This window comes from Pseudomonas morbosilactucae, from assembly GCF_023241715.1.
Lineage (GTDB): Bacteria > Pseudomonadota > Gammaproteobacteria > Pseudomonadales > Pseudomonadaceae > Aquipseudomonas > Aquipseudomonas morbosilactucae.
The window spans coordinates 104,852-127,651 of sequence record NZ_JALQCW010000059.1 but is presented as its reverse complement, the minus strand read 5'-3'; the positions used below and the strand labels follow the sequence as shown (position 1 = coordinate 127,651).

Genomic DNA, 22,800 nt, shown 5'->3' with positions numbered 1-22,800 from the left:
GCCCGAGCAGCGACGTGGTCAAAGCCCTGGCACAGATGGCCGAGAAAACCGGCTGCTGGATCATTGCCGAAGGGGTGGAAACCGAAGCCGAGCTGAATTTCGCCCTCGAATGCGGCTCGCGCTACGTGCAGGGTTTTCTGTTCGCCCGGGCCGAAATCGACTTCTTTGCCACCGATGCCTTTGTCCAACCCTTTGCCCGACTGCGTGAGCGCTACGTGCAACAAAAGCTCATGGAACGCACTCGCCTGATGGACATGCGCCGGCAACTGGCGGAACTGATGGCCCTGCTGCAAGCCTGGGCCCAGGCTCAGGCGCCGATCAGCCAACTGCCGCAACTGGATGCCTTCCCCTGGCTGCTGCGCTTCTACCAATGCGACCGGCATGGCACCCAATTGACCCCCAACCTGGAATGGCGCAATCAGGGCTGGGTGGCGGACAACAGCTACGTCGGCCATAACTGGTCGTGGCGCCCGTACTTCTATCACCTGCTGGCCGAAGGCTGGGACGAGCGCCGCCTGACCCTGTCCAACACCTACCGTGACGCCACCAGCAACCAGTATTGCCTGACCGCCGGGCAGTTTTTCGACAACGGCCAGCGCCTGCTGCTGATCGATATCGACGCGGCCGGCCTGTAATCCCGATCGGTTGCAAGCCGGCTTGCCGGCGAACGCAGCGACCTGATGAATGTGCGACCAACGGGCCCTTTCGCCGGCGCACCGGCCCCTACAGGGGGGCGCAGGCCATGCCATTTCCGTGTAGGAGCTGGCTCGCCAGCGAAAGCGACGGCCAGGTGGGTACACAAGTACAGGCTATGCGCCTCTTGCGGCCAAGCCCGGGAACCCGGAAGCTCTGCCCTTCAGTCTTTTTCGGAGAGACCCCGCCTTGGATTGGCAAACCCTGCTCAACCGCGAACGCCTTGGAAAGCCTGTGCACAGCCCTGAAGAGCTGGGCCGCAGCCCTTTCCACAAGGACCACGACCGCATCATCTTCTCCGGCGCCTTTCGCCGCCTGGGGCGCAAGACCCAGGTGCACCCGGTTTCCAGCAACGACCATATCCACACCCGCCTGACCCATTCCCTGGAGGTCAGTTGTGTCGGTCGTTCCCTGGGCATGCGCGTCGGCGAAACCCTGCGCAGCGCCCTGCCAAGCTGGTGCGAGCCCAGCGACTTGGGGATGGTGGTGCAGTCAGCCTGCCTGGCCCACGACATCGGCAACCCGCCCTTTGGCCACTCCGGCGAGGACGCCATCCGCCACTGGTTCCAGCAGGCTGCCGGACGGGGCTGGTTGGACGCGATGAGCGAAGCCGAGCGCAATGACTTCCTCAACTTTGAAGGCAACGCCCAGGGCTTTCGGGTCCTGACCCAGCTCGAATACCACCAGTTCGACGGCGGTACGCGGCTGACCTACGCCACCCTCGGCACTTACCTGAAATACCCCTGGACCGCGCGCCACGCCGACTCCCTGGGCTACAAAAAGCACAAGTTCGGTTGCTACCAGAGCGAATTGCCGCTGCTGGAACAGATCGCCCACAAGCTCGGCCTGCCGCAGCTTGAGGAGCAACGCTGGGCCCGCCACCCGCTGGTGTACCTGATGGAGGCGGCGGACGATATCTGCTATGGCCTGATCGACCTCGAAGACGGCCTGGAGATGGACCTGCTGGAGTACGCCGAAGTCGAGTCGCTGCTGCTGGGCCTGGTGGGCGATGACTTGCCGGAAACCTACCGCCAACTGGGCCCGGGGGATTCGCGGCGGCGCAAATTGGCAATCCTGCGGGGCAAGGCCATCGAGCACCTGACCAACGCGGCAGCCCGAGCCTTTGTCGAGCAACAGGATGCCCTGCTGGCGGGCACCCTGTCCGGCGACCTGGTGGAGCACATGCACGGTCCCGCCAAACGCTGCGTGCTCAACGCCAAGGACCTGGCCCGCAAGAAAATCTTCCAGGACAAGCGCAAAACCCTGCACGAGATCGGCGCTTACACCACCCTGGAGATCCTGCTTAATTCGTTCTGCGGCGCCGCACTGGAGCAGCATGGCGGTCGCACCCCGTCGTTCAAAAATCGACGGATTCTCGACCTGCTGGGCAACAACGCACCCAACCCCGGTTGGCCGTTGCACACCTCGTTCCTGCGGGTGATCGACTTCATTGCCGGGATGACCGACAGCTACGCCAGCGAAATGGCCCGGGAAATGACCGGCCGCTCAAGTCCCCAATAACCCGCCCTTGCGACGCCGCCCCAAGCCTGGGGCGGCGCACCTCATGCTTCTTCCCCCCTCGAACAGCATTCAAGAAAAAATTCGGCAACCCACGCCTCTTAATACTCGATAAACCTGGTTGTTTATTCACATTTAAATACATGTAGCGCCTTCTATTCCCGAAGCACTGTAATCCCTTCCCTTATTAGCTGTAGGACCCGTCTTAGATTGCACTAATACGGCGTGGGACACGTATATCCACCCCAATGACTGGGCTACTGTTCAGGCCTTATTTCAACTATTGCGAGTTTGGGTATGCGTTCGGTTTTTATCATTGATGACCATCCTTTCGTTCGTCTTTCCATCCGTATTTTGCTGGAGCACGAGGGTTATAAAATCGTCGGCGAAACCGATAACGGGATCGATGCCCTGCAAATCGTTCGCGAATGCCTGCCGGACCTGATCATCCTCGACATCGGCATTCCCAAGGTCGATGGGCTGGAACTGCTGGACCGCCTCAATAGCCTGAGCCCGGCGCCCAGAACCCTGGTGCTGACGGCACAATCGGCCGCCCTGTTCGCCGGGCGCTGCATGCAGGCCGGCGCCAGCGGGTATGTCAGCAAGGAACAGGACCTGGGTGAATTGGTCGGCGCCATCAAGGCCGTAAGCTCCGGTTACAACTACTTCCCCAGCCAGGCCCTCAGCCCCCTGCGCTCGGAAGACGGTTCCAACCTGGAGTTATTGTTGTTCAGAAGCCTGAATAATCGGGAACTCATTGCCCTGCAACTTTTCGCACAAGGTTGCAGCAATAAGGACATTGCCAGCAGCCTGTTTCTCAGCAATAAGACCGTCAGCACTTACAAGAAGAAAATCATGCAGAAACTCAACATTTCAACCATGAGCGAAATGATTGATATGGCAAAACGTAATGCACTGGTGTGAAACAGAGCGTCAATAAAGCATTGCCGCATGAACCACACGGAAACCTCTGATCACGGTTCTGTAGCGCCCTTTGAACACAGGCTGAAAACACCGCCTTGGTCGCCCCGCCAACACTTGGTCGGCCCCTAAAAACAACGACCCGAGCATCTGCCCCTTGCCAGAAAACTATCAAAAAGCCACTATTTCGAAGTTTTCTCCAAGGCCCGCGTTCGCCAGGCCCTAGAGGCCTGCTGTCGTCAAGCTCGCCCCGCCGGTGTGCGAGGGTGCAGTGCTCCCGCTGTAACTACGCTAGACCGTTGAGCCACGCATCATGCCCCTTGGAGAGCGCTGGAATGCAAAGCACGCCACAGCCTGAAAAACGCCGCTTGCCTCTCCATGTTCACATCAGTGCGATGTTCACCTTCCTCCTGCTGCTGACCGGCGTAGTACTGGGCATCTTCAACTACCAGCAAACCACGCGGATCATCCTCTCCAGCAGCGAAAAGCTCTTCCAGCGCATCGAGCAGGACGTACAGAACGACCTGAAGTCCACCTATGAGCCCATCCGCCACCTGCTCGACCTGCTGGCCCTGGCCCCGGCGAGCCAGGCACCCAGCCTGGAACAACGCCTAGGCCTGCTGCCGCTCTTCAGCCAGTCGCTGACCGACAATACACGCCTGGCATCGCTGTACCTGGGGTACGCCAATGGCGACTTCTTCATGGTCCGGCCCTTGCGCAATGCCGCCCTCAGGGAAAAACGCCGGCGCCCGACGATGCCGCCTACGAAGTCTGGAGCATCGAGCGCAATGCCAGCAGCGGGCGGGTCCAGTCCCAGTCGCTGTTCTATAGCCGGCAACTGACGCTGATCAGCCGCCTGGAACACCCCGACGAACGCTACGACCCGCGTAATCGTGACTGGTTTGTCCATGCCCGCAGCGACGACACGCAAATCACCACCAAACCCTATGTGTTCTTTTCCACCCACAACGTCGGCACCACCCTGGCCCGACGTAGCGGCACGATGGCGGTGATCGGGGCCGACCTGACCCTGGAGCAACTTTCCGAAACCCTGACCAAGCACAAGGTCACACCCGCCACCGAAATCGCCCTGGTGGATGCAGAAGGCAACGCCGTGGCCTACCCCGACAGCAGCAAGCTGATCGTCGAGGAACAGAGCGCGCGCCTGGCCAAGGCCAGCAGCCTGAATCCGGCCCTGGACGCCCTGCTTAAAGGCCAGGCCACCGACGGCCATTTGCAGACCCGGCAGCGTACCTGGATCGTTGCCAGCAGCCATGTCGACGAAGGCGGCCCCGGCGGCTTGCAGTTGGCGCTGCTGGTGCCTGAGGACGAGTTGCTGGTGGATGCGTATCGCTTGCGCTGGCAAGGCGCCCTGATCACCTTGACCACCCTGTTGCTGTGCCTGCCCCTGGGCTGGCTGATCTCGCGCATTCTGGTACGGCCGCTGCGCAACCTGGTGCAGGAAGCCGACGCGATTCGCAGCTTCGACTTCAACTACCCGGCCGGCCGCCGTTCACCGGTGCTGGAGGTGGATCAGTTGAGTGTGTCCATGGGCCGGATGAAAGAGACGCTGGCGAGCTTTTTCGAAATCACCGCCAGCCTTTCGGCCGAAACCCGCTTTGACCCGCTGTTGCAGCGGGTGCTCTCCGAAACCGTGAAAATCGCCCAGGCCGAAGCCGGGCTGATTTACCTCCGCGAGAACAACGGACAGCACCTGGAACCCCACGGGCTGATCATCGATGGCCAGCACCAGGCGCTGGCCAGCTTCGATATTCGTACCCAGGACCCGGACGCCGCCCAGGCGCCGGCCTGGCTGCAACGACTGGGCAGCCACGACAACGTGGTAGCCACCCTGGGGTTCGACCAGGCGCAGGACCTGCAAAGCATCCTGCTGGCCCTGAGCTGCCCGAGGGCGCACCTGGTGGGTATCCGTTTGCGCAACCGGCACAACGAAACCGTCGGTGTGCTGGTGCTGTTGCTGGTCGACAGTGGCGATGAGTCGGACCTGGAAAAGCTCCGCCCGGACCGCATCGCCTTTATCCAGGCGATCTCCGGCGCCGCGGCGCTGAGCATCGAAAGCCAGCGCCTGCAAAACAAGCAGAAGCACCTGCTGGACGCCTTTATCCAATTGCTGGCAGGCGCCATCGATGCCAAGAGCCCTTACACCGGTGGCCATTGCCAGCGGGTGCCGGCCCTGACTCTGATGCTGGCCCAGGCCGCCGCCGACAGTCAGGACCCGGCCTTCCGCGCTTACCAGCCCAGCGACGATGAATGGGAAGCCCTGCACATCGCGGCCTGGCTGCACGATTGCGGCAAGGTCACCACCCCCGAGTACGTGGTGGATAAAGCCACCAAGCTGGAAACCCTGAACGATCGCATCCACGAAATCCGTACCCGCTTCGAAGTGCTCAAGCGCGATGCCTGGATCGATTATTGGCAGGCTCGCGCCGAAGGCCAGGAAGAAACCGTCCAGGCCACCAAGCGCGATGCCCGCCTGCAGCAACTGGATGAGGACTTTGCCTTTGTCGCCCGCTGCAACCTGGGCGGTGAAGCCATGGCCGCGGCCGATCTGCAACGCCTGGGCAGCATCGCCGAGTACACCTGGAGCCGCACCCTGGACGACCGTCTCGGCGTAGCCTGGGAAGAAAACCGCCGCCAGGAGCGCTCACCGGCCCCCGAACTGCCCGTGACCGAACGGCTGCTGGCCGACAAACCTGAACACCTGTTCGAGCGCAACCCGGCGGAACTGTTGAGCGCGGACAACCCCTGGGGCTTCAAGCTCGACGCGCCACCGTACAAGTACAACCGCGGCGAGCTGTACAACCTGAGCATCAGCCGTGGCACCCTCACCACCGAGGAGCGCTATGTGATCAACCACCACATCGTGCAGACCATCATGATGCTCAATCGCCTGCCGTTCCCCAGTCATCTGGCCAACGTCGCCGAGATTGCCGGCGGCCACCACGAAAAAATGGACGGCAGCGGCTACCCCAAACAATTGAAACGCGACCAGATGAGCCTGCCCGCACGGATGATGGCGATTGCCGACATCTTCGAAGCCCTGACGGCGGCGGACCGCCCCTACAAGAAGGGCAAGACCTTGAGCGAGGCCCTGATGATCATGGCGATGATGTGCCGCGATGCGCACATCGACCCCGAGCTGTTCGAGCTATTCATCCGCCAGCGGATCTACCAGCAGTACGCCGAACGCTTCCTGGCCCCACAGCAAATCGACACCGTGGACATCGAAGGCCTGCTGGCCAAGGCCGGCCTGCAGGCGTGAAGGCCGATCAGCAGTCGGTCAGCGCCAGGAAAATCGCTGCCAGGCGCTCGATGCCGGCTTGGTCTTCCAGGCTGAAGCGGGCCAGCTTAGGGCTGTCCAGGTCGAGCACGCCGATCAGCCGGTCGTCCTTGATCAGCGGCACCACCAGCTCGCTGTTGGACGCACTGTCACAGGCGATATGCCCGGCGAATGCATGCACATCCTCCACACGCTGGGTTTGCCGCGTGGCTGCCGCCGCACCGCAAACACCGCGACCAAAGGCAATGCGCACGCAGGCCACCTGGCCCTGGAACGGCCCCAGCAGCAACTCTTCATCCCGATTGAGGTAGAAACCCGCCCAGTTCAGGTCGTCCAGTTGGTTGAACAAAAAAGCCGAGAATTGCGCGGCGTTGGCGATGAAGTCCCGCTCATCGGCCAGCAGTGATTCCAGCTGTGCACACAGGAGCCCATAACCTTCCAGGCCCTTGCCAGCGTTTTGCAGATCGATCATGCCTTTTGCTCCAACAGCTTCAGTCCCACCCAATAGCGGGCAAATTGATAGGCACAACGGCCATTGCGGTTACCCCGCCCCGTCGCCCAGCGCACCGCCAGGATGTCCAGCGCCTCGTCGCGCTGCCACTCAAGCCCGGCCTTGCCGGCCAGCTCGCCGATCCAGTGCTCGACCACATTGAGGAAATGCTCTTGGGTGAATGGATAGAACGACAACCACAGGCCGAAACGGTCCGACAGGGCAATCTTGTCTTCCACGGCTTCGCTGGGGTGCAGTTCGCCGTCGACGCGTTTCCAGTTTTCGTTGTCGCTCTCTTTTTCCGGCACCAGATGCCGACGGTTGGAGGTGGCGTACAGCAGCACATTGTCCGGTGCCTGTTCCAGGGAACCATCGAGGACACTCTTGAGCACCCGGTAATCCCCCTCACCGGCCTCAAAGGACAAGTCATCGCAGAACAGCACAAAACGCTGGGGCAGCTTCTGCAACTGCTCCACCACCCGCGGCAAGTCCGCCAGGTGATCGCGCTCGATCTCGATCAGGCGCAACCCGCCCTTGGCGTGTTCGGCCAGCAGCGCACGCACCAGGGAAGATTTGCCGGTGCCCCGGGAGCCCCAGAGCAGCGCATGGTTGGCCGGCATGCCATCGAGAAACTGGCGGGTGTTGCGGGCCAGTTGCTCGCGCTGGGTGTCGACCCCGATCAGGTCCGACAGGCGCATGTCGAGGCTGACTTCGAGGGGCAGGAGAAAACCACTGCGGCCTTCACGTTGCCAGCGGGCCGCCAGGCATTGAGTCCAGTCGATGGTGTGTCGTGGTGCGGGTAACAGGGGTTCGATACGGGCCAATACGGCATCGGCACGCTCAAGAAATGCATTCAATCGAGAATCCACGACTTTTCCTCAGGCACGTTCACAGTTAATGATGCAGCACACCGAGCAAAGGCCAACCTGAACGGCGGAACATTACGCGACAGTTCCAACGCCAGACCCCGCTGGCAAACACTGATGATCAGCTATGCTTGCGCAGCGAAAGGAAAGGGACGTGACTCAGCACCCCATGGACATCAAATTCACCAACCGCCTGTCTTACAAACAAGCCAGGCTCACTGTGCTGGTCGGTTTCATTCTCGGAACGGCGCTCAGCCTGCTGCAAATCGGCATCGATTATGCCAGCGAAGACGCCTCCATCAATCGGGAAATCAACTCGCTGCTGGAAATCAGCCACAACCCGGCGTCACGCATCGCCTACAACATCGATGCCGAACTGGCCCAGGAACTGACCCTTGGCCTGCTGAGCTCACCGGCGATCATCCGGGCCCAATTGATCGACAACAACGATACCGTGCTGGCCAACGTCGAACGCCCGGCACAACGCAGCGGCTACCGAACCATCAGCGACTCTCTGTTCGGCGCCAGCCGCCAGTTCGAAGACCGCCTGTTTCTCAGCCATCTACCGGAAGAATCCCTGGGCATCTTGCTCCTGGACGTCGATACCTACGCCTTTGGCAGCCGCTTCCTGCGTCGGGCCGAGGTAACCTTGATCAACGGCTTCGCCCGCAGCCTGATCCTCACCGGGATTCTCTTGGCGCTGTTCTACGTGATGCTGACCAAACCGCTGGTCGGGGTCATCCGCGAACTCAGCAGCCGCGACCCGCGCAGCGCAGAACAAGCTCGGCTGGACTGCCCGCCGGGGCATGAGAACGACGAAGTGGGGGTGCTGGTCAAGGTCGCCAACCAGCAGTTCGACACCATGTCCACCGAGATCCAGCAACGGCGCAACGCGGAAAACCGCCTGACCGACTACCTTGAGCAACTGGAAAATATCGTCTCGGCCCGTACCACCGAACTCAAGGCCAGCAACATCCGCCTCAGCCAGTCCAACGAAGAACTGGACATCGCCCGGCGCACCGCCCTGGACATGGCCCAGGCCCGCGCAGCGTTCCTGGCCAACATGAGCCATGAGATCCGTACCCCGCTCAACGGCCTGCTGGGCATGATCGCCCTGTCACTGGACAGTTCGCTGAACCCGGAGCAGCGCCAGCAGCTGTCCATCGCCCATGACTCGGGCAAGGTGCTGGTGGAGTTGCTCAACGATATTCTCGACATGTCCAAATTCGACGCCGGGCAACTGGAACTGGAGAGCATCCCGTTCGACCTCGCAGCCCTGGTCGAAGACACCGCCAACCTGCTGTCACAGAACGCCGCCGCCAGCGTGGAGTTGGCCTGCCTGATCGCGCCGGACTTTCCGGCACTGGTCCTGGGGGACCCTACGCGGGTTCGCCAAATCGTCAGCAACCTGCTGTCCAATGCCCTCAAGTTCACCCGTTTTGGCCGGGTGGATGTGCGCCTGACCACCCAGGAACAGGGCGTGCGCATCGAGATCTGCGACACCGGCATCGGCATTGCCCTGGAAGCCCAGGTGAAAATTTTCCAGCCCTACACCCAGGCAGGAACCGGGATCACCCGTCAGTACGGCGGCACGGGCCTGGGCCTGGCCCTCACCAACAACCTCTGCGAAGCCATGCACGGGCGCCTGAGCATCAGCTCGGAAGTGGGCTTTGGCAGCCAGTTCTGCGCCGAACTGCCACTGCCCTGCCACACCCCGGCCCTCCCGGTACCGCCCCTGTCGGGCACCGTGATCGCCATCACCGAGTCCGGCAGCGGCCTGGCCGAACTGCTCGGCACCCTGCTGCCCGCCTGGGGCCTGGAGTATCGGCGGCGCGACATTCAGGACTCACGGAGTGGGTTGAGCGCGACCTGCTGATCACCGACTGCCCGGAGTGCCTGTTCGGCCTGCGCCCGGGCCTGACCGCGCCGATTCTGCTGGTCACCGCCTATGGCAGCTTTCTGCCCAGCGAAGAAGCCAACGCCCTGGCGCCGCTGCAACAACAAGCCCGACCGCTGGCGCGCAACGCGCTGTACCAAACCCTGCGCCGCGCCCTGCGGGCAGAAACCATCACCCTCGACGAAACCTTGCTGGAACTGCGCACCAGCGTCAGCCGCGGGCGGATCCTGCTGGTGGAGGACAACCCGGTCAATCAACTGGTGGCCAAAGGCATGCTGAGCAAGCTCGGCTGCGAGGTCACGGTGGCCGTGCACGGCGCCGAAGCACTGAACCAGCTCGAGCAGGCGCGCTTCGACTTGGTGCTGATGGACTGCAACATGCCGGTCATGGACGGTTATGAGGCCAGCCGGCAGATCCGCCACAGCGGGCGCTGGCCGGATTTGCCGATCATCGCCCTGACCGCCAACGCCATGCCCGAAGAGCGCGAGCGCTGCCGGGCCGCCGGCATGAGCGACTACCTGGCCAAACCGTTCCGCCGTGAGGAGTTGATCGCCCTGTTGGACCTCTGGGTGCCTATGACGACAAAGCTTTGACCTGGTCCAACAACCGATCCAGGCCGTTGCGCAACTCGTCCAGGCTATTGAGATCGACTCCGCTGTCGCACAACAGCGCAGCCTTGAGTGCCGGCACCTTGTCGCACAGGGCCAGGCCGGCCGGCGTCAGGCTCAGGTGCACCTCGCGCTCATCGTGCGCAGCCCGCTGGCGCTGCACCCACTGCAACTGTTGCAGGCGCTTGAGCAAGGGCGTGAGGGTGCCCGAGTCCAGGGACAAGCGCTCGCCCAGGGCCTTCACGGTCGGATACTCCGGCGGCGTCGCCTGCCACTCCCACAGCACCAACATGACCAGGTACTGGGGATAGGTCAGGCCCAACTGGTCGAGCATCGGCTTGTAACCGCGGACCACCGCGCGCGAAGCCGCATAGAGCTTGAAGCACAGCTGGCGATCAAGCTTCAGCGAATCATCGGACAGGTCATTCATTTGAGCAGGGCTTCAATCTCGCGGCTCAGGTCCTGGGGTTTGGTGGCAGGGGCAAAACGCTTGACCAACTGGCCGTCCTTGCCAATCAGGAACTTGGTGAAGTTCCACTTGATGCCTTGGGAGCCCAGCACGCCGGGGGCGCGTTTCTTCAACTGGACGAACAGGGGATGGGCGTCGGAACCGTTGACGTCGATCTTCTTGAACAGCGGGAAGCTGACGCCGTAGTTGAGCTCGCAGAACTCCGAGATCGCCCCTTCATTGCCCGGCTCCTGCTTGCCGAACTGGTTGCAGGGAAAGCCCAGCACCACCAGGCCCTGGTCCTTGTAGGTCTGCCACAGCTGCTCAAGCCCCTTGTACTGCGGGGTAAAGCCGCACTTGCTCGCGGTATTGACCACCAGCACCGCCTTGCCGGCGAAATCGGCCAGGGTCTTTTGTTCGCCCTTGATGGTGGTGCACGGGATGTTCAGCAGCGTGTCAGTCATGTCGTGGACTCCGGGAGGGATTCAAGGCAAACAAAATAGCGATCAATTAAATTGCGTGCAATTTAATTATCGGAAAAGCGATTTCGAAAAATCGCTTGCCTCGGCTAACGCGGCACCAGGTCCAGGCACACCGAATTGATGCAATACCGCAGGCCGGTCGGCGGTGGGCCATCCGGGAACACATGCCCCAGGTGCGCATCGCACTTGGCGCAAACCACTTCGGTACGGATCATGCCGTGGCTGATGTCACGGATCTCGACCATGGCGCTGGCGCCGATCGGCTCGTAAAAGCTCGGCCAGCCGCAACCGGAATCGAACTTGGCGCGGGAATCGAACAGGGGTTCATTGCAGCAGATGCAATGATAGACACCGTCGGTCTTGGTGCCGTTGTACTTGCCCGAAAAAGGCCGCTCGGTGCCTTTCAACCGGCAGACGTTGTACTGCTCTGGATCGAGCATGGCCCGCCATTCTTCCAGGGTTTTTTCCAGCTTTTCCATGGTCCGTCCTCTGCAACTGAAAAAGCCCGATCTGTATCTTTTCCACGGATCAGGCGGCACGTATGATTGCGCCTCGTTAGACGCCAGTCTGGCAGTCACGTTACGTGCATTCAAACGGATTTTGCCGCAGCCAACGTCGGCTACAGGCCTGTGTGAAAACGCAGGATTCCCAGTGCGGTCATTCATCCACCGCCTGGATCGTTCATTTTCGGGATCACATCGCCATGCAGTTCAGCAAATCGAACAAGCTCGCCAACGTCTGCTACGACATTCGCGGCCCAGTGCTCAAGCACGCCAAACGCCTGGAAGAGGAAGGCCAACGCATCCTCAAGCTGAACATCGGCAACCCGGCGCCTTTTGGTTTCGAAGCGCCGGACGAAATCCTTCAGGATGTGATCCGCAACCTGCCGACTGCCCAGGGCTACAGCGACTCCAAAGGCCTGTTCAGCGCGCGCAAGGCGGTCATGCAGTACTACCAGCAGAAGCAGGTTGAAGGTGTCGGCATCGAAGACATCTACCTGGGCAACGGCGTGTCCGAGCTGATCGTGATGTCGTTGCAGGCGCTGCTCAACAACGGTGATGAAGTGCTGGTGCCGGCGCCAGACTATCCGCTGTGGACCGCTGCCGTCAGCCTGGCTGGCGGTAACGCAGTGCATTACCTGTGCGACGAAGGCGCCGACTGGTTCCCGGACCTGGCCGACATCAAGGCCAAGATCACCCCGAACACCAAGGCCATGGTGATCATCAACCCGAACAACCCGACCGGCGCGGTGTACTCGAAGGAAGTGTTGCTGGGCATGCTCGAACTGGCTCGCCAGCACAACCTGGTGGTGTTCTCCGACGAGATCTACGACAAGATCCTCTACGACGATGCCGTGCACATCTGCACCGCTTCGCTGGCCCCCGACCTGCTCTGCCTGACCTTCAACGGTCTGTCGAAGTCGTACCGCGTGGCGGGTTTCCGCTCGGGCTGGATCGCGATTTCCGGGCCAAAGCACAATGCCCAGAGCTACATCGAAGGCATCGACATGCTCGCCAACATGCGTCTGTGCGCCAACGTACCAAGCCAGCATGCGATCCAGACCGCCCTCGGCGGCTACCAGAGCATCAACGACCTGGTGCTGCCGCAGGGCCGTTTGCTGGAACAGCGCAACCGCACCTGGGAACTGCTCAACGACATTCCTGGGGTCAGTTGCGTCAAGCCGATGGGTGCGCTGTACGCCTTCCCGCGGATCGACCCGAAGGTGTGCCCGATCCACAACGACGAGAAGTTCGTGCTCGACCTCTTGCTCTCGGAAAAACTCTTGGTGGTTCAGGGCACCGCCTTCAACTGGCCATGGCCGGACCACTTCCGCGTGGTGACCTTGCCGCGGGTTGACGACCTGGAACAAGCCATCGGCCGCATCGGAAGTTTCCTCAAGACCTACCGCCAATAGGCTTGCTAGCCAGTGCGACTGTTCCGCAGTCGCACTGCGATTAATTCAGCAACACATCTTCACTCCCCTGCACCACCTCCCTTCTATAAGCTTGCACTTTCCGCCAAACCGACGGTCACAAGGGCTGGCAGAAACAACCACCTTCCCGACGTTCCCGGACACCGTGGAAACGTCATGCAAGCGTCTAAACTCGGCCTATACGACACAGTTTGAAATAGTCACTCTGTTGAATAGCCCGGTGCCGCACCTTATATACCCCGCAGTACGCTACATCTTTAGCATGAGGAGATTTCTACAACCATGATGCGAATCCTGCTGTTTTTGGCCACTAACCTGGCGGTCGTGCTGATTGCCAGCATCACCCTGAGCCTTTTCGGCTTCAACGGGTTCATGGCGGCCAATGGGGTTGATCTCAACCTCAATCAGCTGCTGATTTTCTGTGCGGTCTTTGGTTTTGCCGGCTCCCTGTTCTCGCTGTTCATCTCCAAGTGGATGGCGAAAATGAGCACCAGCACTCAGATCATCACCCAACCGCGCACTCGCCATGAACAATGGCTGCTGCAGACCGTGGAGCAACTGTCCCGGGAAGCGGGCATCAAGATGCCGGAAGTGGGTATTTTCCCGGCGTACGAAGCCAATGCCTTCGCCACGGGCTGGAACAAGAACGACGCACTGGTCGCCGTCAGCCAAGGCTTGCTGGAGCGTTTCTCTCCGGATGAAGTGAAAGCCGTACTGGCCCATGAGATCGGTCACGTTGCCAACGGCGACATGGTGACCCTGGCCCTGGTTCAGGGCGTGGTGAACACCTTCGTGATGTTCTTCGCGCGCATCATCGGCAACTTCGTCGACAAGGTGATCTTCAAGAATGAAGAAGGCCAGGGTATCGCCTACTACGTGGCGACCATCTTCGCCGAACTGGTACTGGGTTTCCTCGCCAGCGCCATCGTCATGTGGTTCTCGCGCAAGCGTGAATACCGCGCGGACGAAGCCGGTGCCCGCCTGGCCGGTACCAGCGCCATGATCGGCGCCCTGCAGCGCCTGCGTTCGGAACAAGGCCTGCCGGTGCATATGCCCGACACCCTGAATGCCTTCGGCATCAACGGTGGCCTGAAACAAGGCCTGGCTCGCATGTTCATGAGCCACCCGCCGCTTGAAGAGCGTATCGAGGCCCTGCGCCGCCGCGGCTGATAGCCACTGGCGCAACACCCAAAAGGGCGACGAAAGTCGCCCTTTTGCATGGCCACCCAAAAACCAGGCGTTGGTTACCCTGCGGCGTGAAGGTCGCCCAGGCGATAGGCCCGCTCTTCCAGACGCGGTACGCCGGCTTGCAGAAACTTCCCGCTCTCGCCCAGGATGTCGCGCTGCCCCTGGACCACCACCTGCCAGCGCGCGCTCAATAGACGCTCGACTTCCTCATCGAGCACGGCAAAGGGTGGTCCCTCGATCAACGCCTGGTCGTAGTCCATGGTAATCAGCAGGCCATCACAGCCCCGGGGAAGAATGGTGCGCAGGTGCGCGGCATAGCGCTCACGCATCTCAGGAGGCAAGGCAATCAGCGCCGCGCGGTCATAGAAGCCGGCAACGCCCGCAACATCCTCTGCGCGCAAGGCAAAGACGTCACCGCACCACAACTGGATCAAACCGTCCTGGTAGACCTTGAACGCCCCCTGTTGAGTGACCGTTGGCGCCAACCCTTGTTCGTGGAAGAAGCCTTCCACCGCTTTCTCCGAGAGCTCTACGCCCAGTACGCGATGCCCGCGATTGGCCAGCCACATCAGGTCCAGGCTTTTGCCGCACAGTGGCACCAACACCTGCGCCCCTTGGGCCACGGCCAACGACGGCCATAACGACTGCAAATAAGGGTTCACCTGCGCCAAGTGGAAGCCGATCTGGTCGCTCGCCCAACGCTTGTGCCAAAACTCCGGCTGCATAAATCCTCCCGTGAATTCGATTAAAAAGCCCTGAAACTTATATTAGATTTAGATCAATGATCTGATTGAAGATGGCGCATCTTAACGCTCAGGACCTTATTCATGCTGCCCAGCCTGTTTATCTCTCACGGTTCACCGATGCTGGCCCTGGAGCCCGGCGCCAGCGGCCCTGCCCTGGCCAACCTGGCAGCACAGTTGCCACGACCCAAGGCGATCCTGGTGGTTTCAGCCCACTGGGAAAGCCAGGACCTGCGGGTCAGCGCCCACCCTCAGCCAGAAACCTGGCACGACTTCGGTGGTTTCCCCCCTGCCCTGTTCGCCGTGCAGTACCCGGCCCCGGGAAGCCCCGAGCTGGCGGCGCAGGTGGTGGAGTTGCTCCAGGCGGATGGCCTACCCGCACAGCTTGATCACACGCGCCCCTTCGACCACGGCGCCTGGGTGCCGCTGTCGCTGATGTACCCGCAGGCGGATATCCCGGTGATTCAGCTGTCGCTGCCCAGCCACCTGGGTCCTGCCCTGCAGACTCGCGTCGGTCACGCCCTGACCAGCCTGAGGGAACAAGGCGTACTGCTGATCGGTTCCGGCAGCATCACCCACAACTTGCGGGAGCTGGATTGGCACGCTGGCCCGGAAAGCATCGAATCCTGGGCCAAGGCCTTTCGCGACTGGATGATCGAGCATCTGGCGGCCAACGATGAGCCGGCCCTGCACGACTACCGGAAACGGGCGCCCCATGCCGTGCGCAGTCACCCCAGCGATGAACACCTGCTGCCGCTGTATTTCGCCCGGGGTGCCGGGGGTGACTTCAGTGTTGCCCACCAAGGTTTCACCCTGGGAGCGTTGGGGATGGACATCTACCGCTTTGGCTGACGATTCACCTGTACAAACCCACTTACTGCCTGGCTGGGCAAACCCCAGGCAAAAAAAATCCCCGAACCAGTCGGGGATTTTTTATGTTCGATCAATCAGCCCGTGGGCGGATCAATCTTCGCGGTAGCGACGCAGCTTCAACTGCTTACCGGCAACGCGAGTGTCCTTCAGCTTGGTCAGCAGTTTCTCCAGACCATCTTCCGGCAGCTCCACCAGGGAGAAGCTGTCACGCACCTGGATGCGACCGATCGCTTCACGTGCCAGGCCACCTTCGTTGAGGATGGCGCCCAGCAGGTTCTTGGCAGCGATACCGTCACGCGCGCCTAGCGCGGTACGGCAGCGAGCACGGCCTTCAGCCAGCGGGATCGGCGCACGACGCTCACGATCACCACGGTCCGGACGATCACCGGTACGCTCAGGACGGTCACCACGTGGTGCGTTGTTCGGCACCAGTGGGCGTTCCTTCTCGATGGCCGCCAGGTTCAGCGCTTGGCCATTGGTGGCCTTGCGCAGCAGCGCAGCGGCCAGGGCACGCGGGCTGCAACCGATGTCGGCGGTCAAGCGATCCAGCAGCTCACCGTGGGTCGATTCAGCATCAGCGACCAGCGGCGACAGGCTGTTGGTCAGCTTCTTGATGCGAGCATCAAGAACGGCCTGGGCGTCCGGCAGGCGAACTTCAGCAACCTTCTGACCGGTTACACGCTCGATCACTTGCAGCATGCGGCGCTCACGTGGAGTCACCAGCAGCAGCGCACGACCTTCGCGACCGGCACGGCCGGTACGGCCGATACGGTGAACGTAGGATTCCGGGTCGTACGGCATGTCCACGTTGAATACGTGGGTGATGCGCGGTACGTCCAGGCCACGAGCAGCAACGTCAGTCGCCACAACGATGTCCAGACGGCCATCCTTGAGGGAATCGATCACACGCTCACGCTGGTTCTGGGCAATGTCACCGTTCAGCGCAGCGGCTTTGTAGCCTTTGGCTTCCAGGGCGCTGGCCAGGTCCAGGGTCGCTTGCTTGGTGCGCACGAACATGATCAGGGCGTCGAAATCTTCCACTTCCAGCAAGCTGAGAACGGCAGAAGTCTTCTGATCAGCGTGAACCAGCAAGTGAGCCTGCTCAATCGCGGTCACGGTCTGGGTCTTGCTCTGGATCTTCACGTGCTTCGGATCGCGCAGGTGGCGCTCAGCGATGGCACGAATCGATTGCGGCAGAGTGGCCGAGAACAATACAGTCTGGCGGGACTCAGGCATGGCCTTGAAGATGACTTCCAGGTCATCCATGAAGCCCAGCTTGAGCATTTCGTCCGCTTCGTCGAGAACCAGGTGGTTCACAGTAGCGAGGACTTTTTCGTCGCGACGCAGGTGGTCGCACAGACGGCCCGGGGTGGCGACAACAATCTGTGCGCCATTACGGATTGCTTTCAATTGTGGGCCCATCGGCGCGCCGCCGTAGACAGCCACAACAGTTACGCCCGGCATTTGCTTGGCGTAGGTTTCGAAAGCGGTTGCAACTTGCAGCGCCAACTCACGGGTTGGGGCCAGGATCAGAGCTTGCGGCTCGCGCTTGGACGGATCGATGCGGTGCAGGATAGGCAGGGCGAACGCGGCGGTTTTACCGGTACCGGTTTGCGCCTGGCCAATCATATCGTGACCGGCAAGGATGATCGGGATCGACTGCTGCTGAATGGCCGAAGGCTCTTCATAGCCGGTAGCGACTACTGCAGCGACAATATTGGGATGAAGTTCAAGAGCGGCGAAGCCGCCGATTTCCTGGGTCATGGGTCTGCCTCTAAGTGCATCCGCAAAGACCCATGCTCCAAAGCTGCGCATGCCGTGTAAGACTCAAGAGTCGCCCTGGCAGCTTTGTCGGCGGGGATTTGCGAAAACGATTGAATGAATGGATCGTCAAGGATAGCCCGCGCAGCGGACAAGCAGCCGAAGCTGACTTCGGGGAATTGCAATACCTAAACGTGGCCCGTCTAAAGGCCGGCGCGCACTATACCGGAATTACTCAAAAAAGGGAGTTTTTTTTATCGGAAAAATCCGCTGAACGCCTCTGTGGAACGGGCTTTGCGCAGCGTCCGGCAAAGGTCTATTTTGCAAAGGCCCGCCCCTGTTGGTCATCAAGCTTAAACGGTTCACCCAGTAGCCTGGAACCGTCGGTCCGAACCCTCTCCGCCACCCGAGGAAATGCGCCATGAGTCAGCCCAGCAGCAGTCGCGTCAGCCGTGAACAGCAGGGTCATCTGTTCCTCATTGGCCTGGACCGGGTCGCCAAACGCAACGCTTTCGACCTGGCGTTGCTGAACCAGCTAAGCCTGGCCTATGGCGAGTTCGAGGCCAGCAGCGAAGCACGGGTGGCGGTGGTGTTCGGCCACGGTGAGCATTTTACCGCTGGGCTGGACTTGGCCAATGTTGGCGCCGCCATGGCCGAAGGCTGGCAGGCGCCGACCGGCGGTTGCGACCCCTGGGGCGTATTTGCCGGGCCCAGGGTCAGCAAGCCGGTGATTGTTGCGGTGCAGGGCTACTGCCTGACCATTGGCATCGAGTTGATGCTCGCTGCCGATATCAACCTGTGTGCCAGTAATACGCGCTTTGCCCAGATGGAGGTCCAGCGGGGGATTTTTCCGTTTGGCGGTGCGACGCTGCGCCTGCATCAGATTGCCGGCTGGGGCAATGCCATGCGCTGGCTGCTCACCGGTGACGAATTCGACGCCCATGACGCCCTGCGCCTCGGGCTGGTCCAGGAGGTTATGGCCAGCGAGGACTTGCTGCCGCGGGCCATTGAACTGGCCGAGCGAATCGCCCGCCAGGCCCCGCTGGGGGTGCAGGCCACCTTGATGTCCGCGCGCCAGGCCCGGCTGGAGGGCGAAACCGCCGCCGCCCAAGGGTTACCGCCCCTGGTGAAAAAACTGCTCAACAGCGAGGACGCCAAGGAAGGCGTGCGGGCCATGGTCGAGAGACGGCCCGGGGTGTTCAAAGGCTGTTGATCGGCGCAACGGGTCATTAAGCTGCGCCAGCCAATCGACGACGGGTATCAGGTGGCCGGACGAATGGCCTTGATCAGTGGCAGCAACGAATAACCCAGGCGCGGGGCCAGGATCTCGGCACGCTCAATCAAGGCCGCTCGGTCCAGTTCCTGGTCCAGATCGGCGGGCACGATCAGGATCACATTACCCTCCTTCACCGGCAGCTCCCAGTAGTGCCGGTGATACAACCCGCGCAACAAGGCCGCCCCCAGCGGCTTGCCATCATCGGTGGCCCACTGGTTGATCACCAGCCAGCCACCCGGGTTGAGGCGTTTCTGGCAGTTTTCCAGGAACCCCCACGCCAAGTGCCCGACGCCCGGACCGACGTCGGTGTACAGGTCGACAAAGATCAGATCGGCAGACTCGGCGCTGTCCAGCAGCTCCAGGGCATCCCCGACTCTTATATAGAGACGTGGATCGTCATCCAGCCCCAAATATTCGATGGCCAGACGCGGCACATCCGGGCGCAGCTCAATGGCTTCAACGTCTTCCAGGGGCAGGAACTTCAGGCACGCCTGAGTCAGGGTGCCGGCGCCCAGGCCGAGGAACAGCGCACTCTCCGGCGCCTCGTGGCACAGGGCGCCAATCAGCATGGCGCGGGTGTAGTCGTACTCCAGCCAGCTCGGGTCGGCAGTGAACACACAGCTTTGCTCGATGGCATCGCCAAACTCGAGAAAGCGGTAGTCCGCCACTTCCAGCACCCGGATCATGCCGAACTCATCATGCACTTCGGCGAGCAGGCGCTCGACGCGCTCCTCAGTCATGTCATCTCCTAGCTGCGATGGGGCTCAACCTCGCCATCGCGATCAACCAGCCGCTCGACCGTGAGCGGGAAAGGCGCGATTGTCGGCCAACCAAGCGGAGCAGGTCACGCACTAAATTACTGCTAACATGCCTGCCCCCACCGTAAACACTTGAGCCGACGATGAGCCAACCCTGGAGTCCTGACAGCTGGCGCGCCTTGCCGATCCAGCAGCAACCCCACTACCCGGACGCTGCACATTTGCTGCAGGTCGAGCAGACCCTGGCCAGCTATCCGCCGCTGGTGTTTGCCGGTGAGGCGCGGGAGCTGCGCCGCCAGTTTGCCGAGGTCACCCAGGGCCGCGCCTTTCTCTTGCAGGGCGGTGATTGCGCAGAAAGCTTCGCCGAGTTCTCGGCGGCCAAAATCCGCGACACCTTCAAGGTCCTGCTGCAAATGGCGATTGTCATGACCTTTGCCGCCGGCTGCCCGGTGGTCAAGGTGGGGCGCATGGCCGGCCAGTTTGCCAAGCCGCGCTCGGCCAACGATGAAACCATCAATGGCGTGACCCTGCCGGCGTACCGTGGCGACATCGTCAACGGTATCGGTTTCGACGAAAAGAGTCGGGTGCCCGATCCGGACCGCCTGCTGCAGTCGTACCACCAGGCCACGGCCACCCTGAACCTGCTGCGGGCCTTCGCCCAGGGCGGCTTTGCCGACCTGCATCAAGTGCATAAATGGAACCTGGACTTTATCGCCAACTCGGCCCTGGCCGAGAAGTACAGCCAGTTGGCCGACCGCATCGATGAAACCCTGGCCTTCATGCGCGCCTGCGGCATGGACAGTTCGCCACAACTGCGTGAGACCAGCTTCTTCACCGCCCACGAAGCGCTGCTGCTGAATTACGAAGAAGCCTTCGTGCGCCGTGACAGCCTGACCAACGACTACTACGACTGCTCGGCCCACATGCTGTGGATCGGCGACCGCACCCGTCAGTTGGACGGTGCCCATGTGGAGTTCCTGCGCGGGGTGCACAACCCGATCGGGGTCAAGGTCGGCCCGAGCATGAACACCGAGGAGTTGCTGCGCCTGATCGACATCCTCAACCCGGACAATGACCCTGGGCGCCTCAACCTGATCGTGCGCATGGGCGCCAACAAGGTCGGCGATCACCTGCCACAGCTGATCCGCGCCGTGGAAGGTGAAGGCAAAAAGGTGCTGTGGAGCTCCGACCCGATGCACGGCAACACCATCAAGGCCAGTAGTGGCTACAAGACCCGGGACTTTGCGCAAATCCTCAATGAGGTGAAGCAGTTCTTCCAGGTGCACCAGGCCGAGGGCAGCTACGCCGGCGGCATCCATATCGAGATGACCGGGCAAAACGTCACCGAGTGCATCGGCGGCGCACGGCCGATCACCGAAGACGGCCTATCAGACCGCTACCACACCCATTGCGACCCAAGGATGAACGCCGACCAGTCCCTGGAACTGGCGTTCCTGATTGCCGAGACCTTGAAGCAGGTCAAGCGCTGAGAGCCCGGCCCGCGCCTGTCGGAAGCGGGCCGGTTTAAACCAGTAGCCCACGCAAACGCTGGGCACTGGCCCGCTGGCAATTGAGCTGGATGTCCGCCAGCCCCAGCCAGTCGGCCAGTTGCCGCAGGTTCAAGGCCAGCGCCTGCATCCCGGCGTCATCCAGCCCAGGCACTTCTTCATGCACCGCGTGCACCGCCAGACGGCCCTGGGCCCGTTCGGCGCGCAGGTCGACACGTGCGGCAATGCGCTCGTGGTACAGGAACGGCAGCACGTAGTAGCCGTAGACCCGCTTGTGCTGCGGGGTATAGATCTCCAGCCGATAGCGGAAGTCGAACAGCCGCTCGGTTCGGCTGCGCTCCCAGATCAACGAGTCAAAGGGTGACAGCAGGGCACTGGCCTCGACCTTGCGCGGCACCTTGGGCGCTGGCAGGCAATAAGCCGGCTGCCGCCAACCTTGCACATTACAGAGTTGCAGTTGGCCATCCTCCAGCAGCTCAGCCAGGCGCGCCCCACTCTCAGCCGGCGTCAGGCGAAAGTAATCGCGCAAGTCCTTTTCCGTGGCCACGCCCAACGCCGTCGCCGCGTGCAGTAGCAAACCGCGCTGCGCCTCAGCCTCGCTAAGGGAGGAACGCTGCAGAATCCGCTGGGGAATCACGCGTTCGGGCACGTCATACAAGCGCTCGAAACCACGACGCCCGGCCACCGTGACTTCGCCGGCGGCAAAGAGCCATTCCAGGGCCATTTTTTCCGCGCTCCAGTCCCACCAGGGCCCGGCCCGTTCCTGCCGGGTCGACAGGCTGCCAGCCCCCAATGCCCCTTGGGTCTCGACCGCTGCCAATACCTGGCGAATGGTCGCCTGCTGCTCAAGGCCAAAACGCGCCAACTGGCCATAAATGCCCTGCCCTTGGCGTGCCTGCTGCATGCGCCAGCCCATCAGCGGGTACATCTCCAGCGGCAAGAGCGACGCCTCGTGCCCCCAATACTCGAAAAGCGTGCGCTGGCGTCCCTGGCTCCAGGCGGCCTGGTCGAGCAACTGCGGTGCGTAGTGGCCCAGTCGCGAGAACAATGGCAGGTAGTGCGAGCGCACCAAGGCGTTGACCGAATCGATCTGCAGCACGCCCAAACGCTCGATCAGGCGGTTGACCTGGGCCGACTTGATCGTTGCCGGCGGCTGGCGCCCGGAAAACCCTTGGGCTGCCAAGGCCAGTCGCCGAGCCTGTTTGAGGGAAAAAGACAGTTCTGCGGGCATCGCATTCTCCTGGTCAGCCCGCAAACTACCTCAGCAAGAAGCGGCTTGTGTAGCGCTTTCGTGCTCATTTTTGCAGCGGGTCATCCCAAAACCGGCGCACCGCTTCATGCTCCACATCGGCCCGACTCAGGCCCAAATCCTTGAGTGCGTCATCGCTCAAGCTGGCCAGCATGGCCCGCTCATTATTGAGCTGATGCCAACGCCACACCCTGTGCCACAACCGGCTGAGGGAGAAGCCCTGAAGCGAGAATTTCTGTGCCAGCACATAACCTTTTTGACCTTTCATCATCTTGCCCTCCGTTGGG

Annotated in this window: 19 protein-coding genes and 2 pseudogenes; 11 read left to right on the top strand and 10 right to left on the bottom strand. The window is 61.6% G+C overall.

Features of this window, described 5'->3' with window-relative positions; all coding sequences use genetic code 11:
* The 4 genes and pseudogenes from M1B34_RS21720 to M1B34_RS21705 form a co-directional block, all read left to right on the top strand.
* A partial coding sequence (locus M1B34_RS21720; protein WP_268266188.1) for an EAL-associated domain-containing protein occupies positions 1-635 on the top strand: 635 nt, incomplete at its 5' end.
* Positions 636-882: 247 nt separating this feature from the next.
* Complete coding sequence (locus tag M1B34_RS21715; RefSeq protein ID WP_268266187.1) at positions 883-2,214, top strand: deoxyguanosinetriphosphate triphosphohydrolase; 1,332 nt, start codon at positions 883-885, stop codon at positions 2,212-2,214.
* A 294-nt stretch (positions 2,215-2,508) separates the two neighbouring features.
* A complete protein-coding gene (locus M1B34_RS21710) occupies positions 2,509-3,135 on the top strand; it encodes a response regulator transcription factor (RefSeq protein ID WP_268266186.1) in 627 nt (208 codons plus the stop codon).
* A gap of 332 nt (positions 3,136-3,467) precedes the next feature.
* Positions 3,468-6,415, top strand: a pseudogene (locus M1B34_RS21705) (HD domain-containing phosphohydrolase).
* 7 nt (positions 6,416-6,422) lie between these two features.
* Here the strand turns inward: M1B34_RS21705 and M1B34_RS21700 are convergent.
* Together M1B34_RS21700 and M1B34_RS21695 are read right to left on the bottom strand one after the other, a co-directional pair.
* Complete coding sequence (locus M1B34_RS21700; protein ID WP_268261584.1) at positions 6,423-6,905, bottom strand: GAF domain-containing protein; 483 nt, start codon at positions 6,903-6,905, stop codon at positions 6,423-6,425.
* Positions 6,902-7,792, bottom strand: coding sequence for an ATP-binding protein (locus M1B34_RS21695; RefSeq protein ID WP_268261585.1), 891 nt, complete (start codon positions 7,790-7,792; stop codon positions 6,902-6,904). Before M1B34_RS21695 ends, M1B34_RS21700 begins: the two co-directional genes overlap by 4 nt.
* 166 nt (positions 7,793-7,958) lie before the next feature.
* Here M1B34_RS21695 and M1B34_RS21690 point away from each other — a divergent pair.
* Positions 7,959-10,279 (top strand): annotated as a pseudogene (locus M1B34_RS21690) (hybrid sensor histidine kinase/response regulator).
* Here M1B34_RS21690 and M1B34_RS21685 read toward each other — a convergent pair.
* From M1B34_RS21685 to msrB, 3 genes are all read right to left on the bottom strand, one after another.
* Positions 10,260-10,724, bottom strand: coding sequence for a MarR family winged helix-turn-helix transcriptional regulator (locus M1B34_RS21685; RefSeq protein ID WP_268266185.1), 465 nt, complete (start codon positions 10,722-10,724; stop codon positions 10,260-10,262). The pseudogene M1B34_RS21690 and the gene M1B34_RS21685 overlap by 20 nt on opposite strands.
* On the bottom strand, positions 10,721-11,206 hold the full coding sequence (locus M1B34_RS21680; protein WP_123328224.1) for a glutathione peroxidase: 486 nt from the start codon (positions 11,204-11,206) through the stop codon (positions 10,721-10,723). Before M1B34_RS21680 ends, M1B34_RS21685 begins: the two co-directional genes overlap by 4 nt.
* A gap of 104 nt (positions 11,207-11,310) precedes the next feature.
* Entirely contained in the window at positions 11,311-11,703 is a 393-nt protein-coding gene (gene msrB / locus M1B34_RS21675; protein ID WP_123328225.1) for a peptide-methionine (R)-S-oxide reductase MsrB, read from the bottom strand.
* 224 nt (positions 11,704-11,927) lie between these two features.
* On the opposite strand from msrB, the gene M1B34_RS21670 reads away from it, so the two are divergent.
* Together M1B34_RS21670 and htpX are read left to right on the top strand one after the other, a co-directional pair.
* The gene (locus tag M1B34_RS21670) at positions 11,928-13,139 is read left to right on the top strand and encodes a pyridoxal phosphate-dependent aminotransferase (RefSeq protein ID WP_123328226.1); all 1,212 of its coding nucleotides are present in this window, start codon (positions 11,928-11,930) and stop codon (positions 13,137-13,139) included.
* Positions 13,140-13,439: 300 nt separating this feature from the next.
* Positions 13,440-14,327: a protease HtpX gene (gene htpX / locus M1B34_RS21665; RefSeq protein WP_123328227.1), complete on the top strand. Its 888-nt coding sequence runs from the start codon at positions 13,440-13,442 to the stop codon at positions 14,325-14,327.
* 74 nt (positions 14,328-14,401) lie between these two features.
* Here the strand turns inward: htpX and M1B34_RS21660 are convergent, their stop codons facing one another.
* The gene (locus M1B34_RS21660; protein ID WP_268266184.1) at positions 14,402-15,070 is read right to left on the bottom strand and encodes a thiopurine S-methyltransferase; all 669 of its coding nucleotides are present in this window, start codon (positions 15,068-15,070) and stop codon (positions 14,402-14,404) included.
* Positions 15,071-15,172: 102 nt separating this feature from the next.
* Between M1B34_RS21660 and M1B34_RS21655 the strand changes: the two genes are divergently transcribed.
* Positions 15,173-15,940, top strand: coding sequence for a DODA-type extradiol aromatic ring-opening family dioxygenase (locus M1B34_RS21655; RefSeq protein WP_268266183.1), 768 nt, complete (start codon positions 15,173-15,175; stop codon positions 15,938-15,940).
* Between the two features lie 111 nt (positions 15,941-16,051).
* On the opposite strand, the gene M1B34_RS21650 is transcribed toward M1B34_RS21655, so the two are convergent.
* Positions 16,052-17,725 carry a DEAD/DEAH box helicase gene (locus M1B34_RS21650; protein ID WP_123328230.1) on the bottom strand — a complete coding sequence of 558 codons (1,674 nt, stop codon included), beginning with the start codon at positions 17,723-17,725 and terminating at the stop codon, positions 16,052-16,054.
* 110 nt (positions 17,726-17,835) lie between these two features.
* Here M1B34_RS21650 and M1B34_RS21645 point away from each other — a divergent pair, with 110 nt between their 5' ends.
* Both M1B34_RS21645 and M1B34_RS21640 read left to right on the top strand, forming a co-directional pair.
* On the top strand, positions 17,836-18,147 hold the full coding sequence (locus M1B34_RS21645) for a hypothetical protein (RefSeq protein WP_185039059.1): 312 nt from the start codon (positions 17,836-17,838) through the stop codon (positions 18,145-18,147).
* Positions 18,144-18,935, top strand: coding sequence for a crotonase/enoyl-CoA hydratase family protein (locus M1B34_RS21640; protein WP_268266182.1), 792 nt, complete (start codon positions 18,144-18,146; stop codon positions 18,933-18,935). Before M1B34_RS21645 ends, M1B34_RS21640 begins: the two co-directional genes overlap by 4 nt.
* Before the next feature lie 47 nt (positions 18,936-18,982).
* Here the strand turns inward: M1B34_RS21640 and M1B34_RS21635 are convergent, their stop codons facing one another.
* A complete protein-coding gene (locus tag M1B34_RS21635; RefSeq protein ID WP_123328232.1) occupies positions 18,983-19,738 on the bottom strand; it encodes a spermidine synthase in 756 nt (251 codons plus the stop codon).
* A 161-nt stretch (positions 19,739-19,899) separates the two neighbouring features.
* Here M1B34_RS21635 and M1B34_RS21630 point away from each other — a divergent pair, with 161 nt between their 5' ends.
* Positions 19,900-21,246 (top strand): class II 3-deoxy-7-phosphoheptulonate synthase, encoded by a 1,347-nt coding sequence (locus M1B34_RS21630; RefSeq protein WP_123328233.1) that lies wholly within the window; start codon positions 19,900-19,902, stop codon positions 21,244-21,246.
* 34 nt (positions 21,247-21,280) lie between these two features.
* Here M1B34_RS21630 and M1B34_RS21625 read toward each other — a convergent pair whose 3' ends face one another.
* Together M1B34_RS21625 and M1B34_RS21620 are read right to left on the bottom strand one after the other, a co-directional pair.
* Entirely contained in the window at positions 21,281-22,495 is a 1,215-nt protein-coding gene (locus M1B34_RS21625; RefSeq protein ID WP_268266181.1) for a winged helix-turn-helix domain-containing protein, read from the bottom strand.
* Positions 22,496-22,559: 64 nt separating this feature from the next.
* A complete protein-coding gene (locus M1B34_RS21620; protein ID WP_123328797.1) occupies positions 22,560-22,781 on the bottom strand; it encodes a DUF1127 domain-containing protein in 222 nt (73 codons plus the stop codon).
* Between the last annotated feature and the right edge of the window lie 19 nt (positions 22,782-22,800).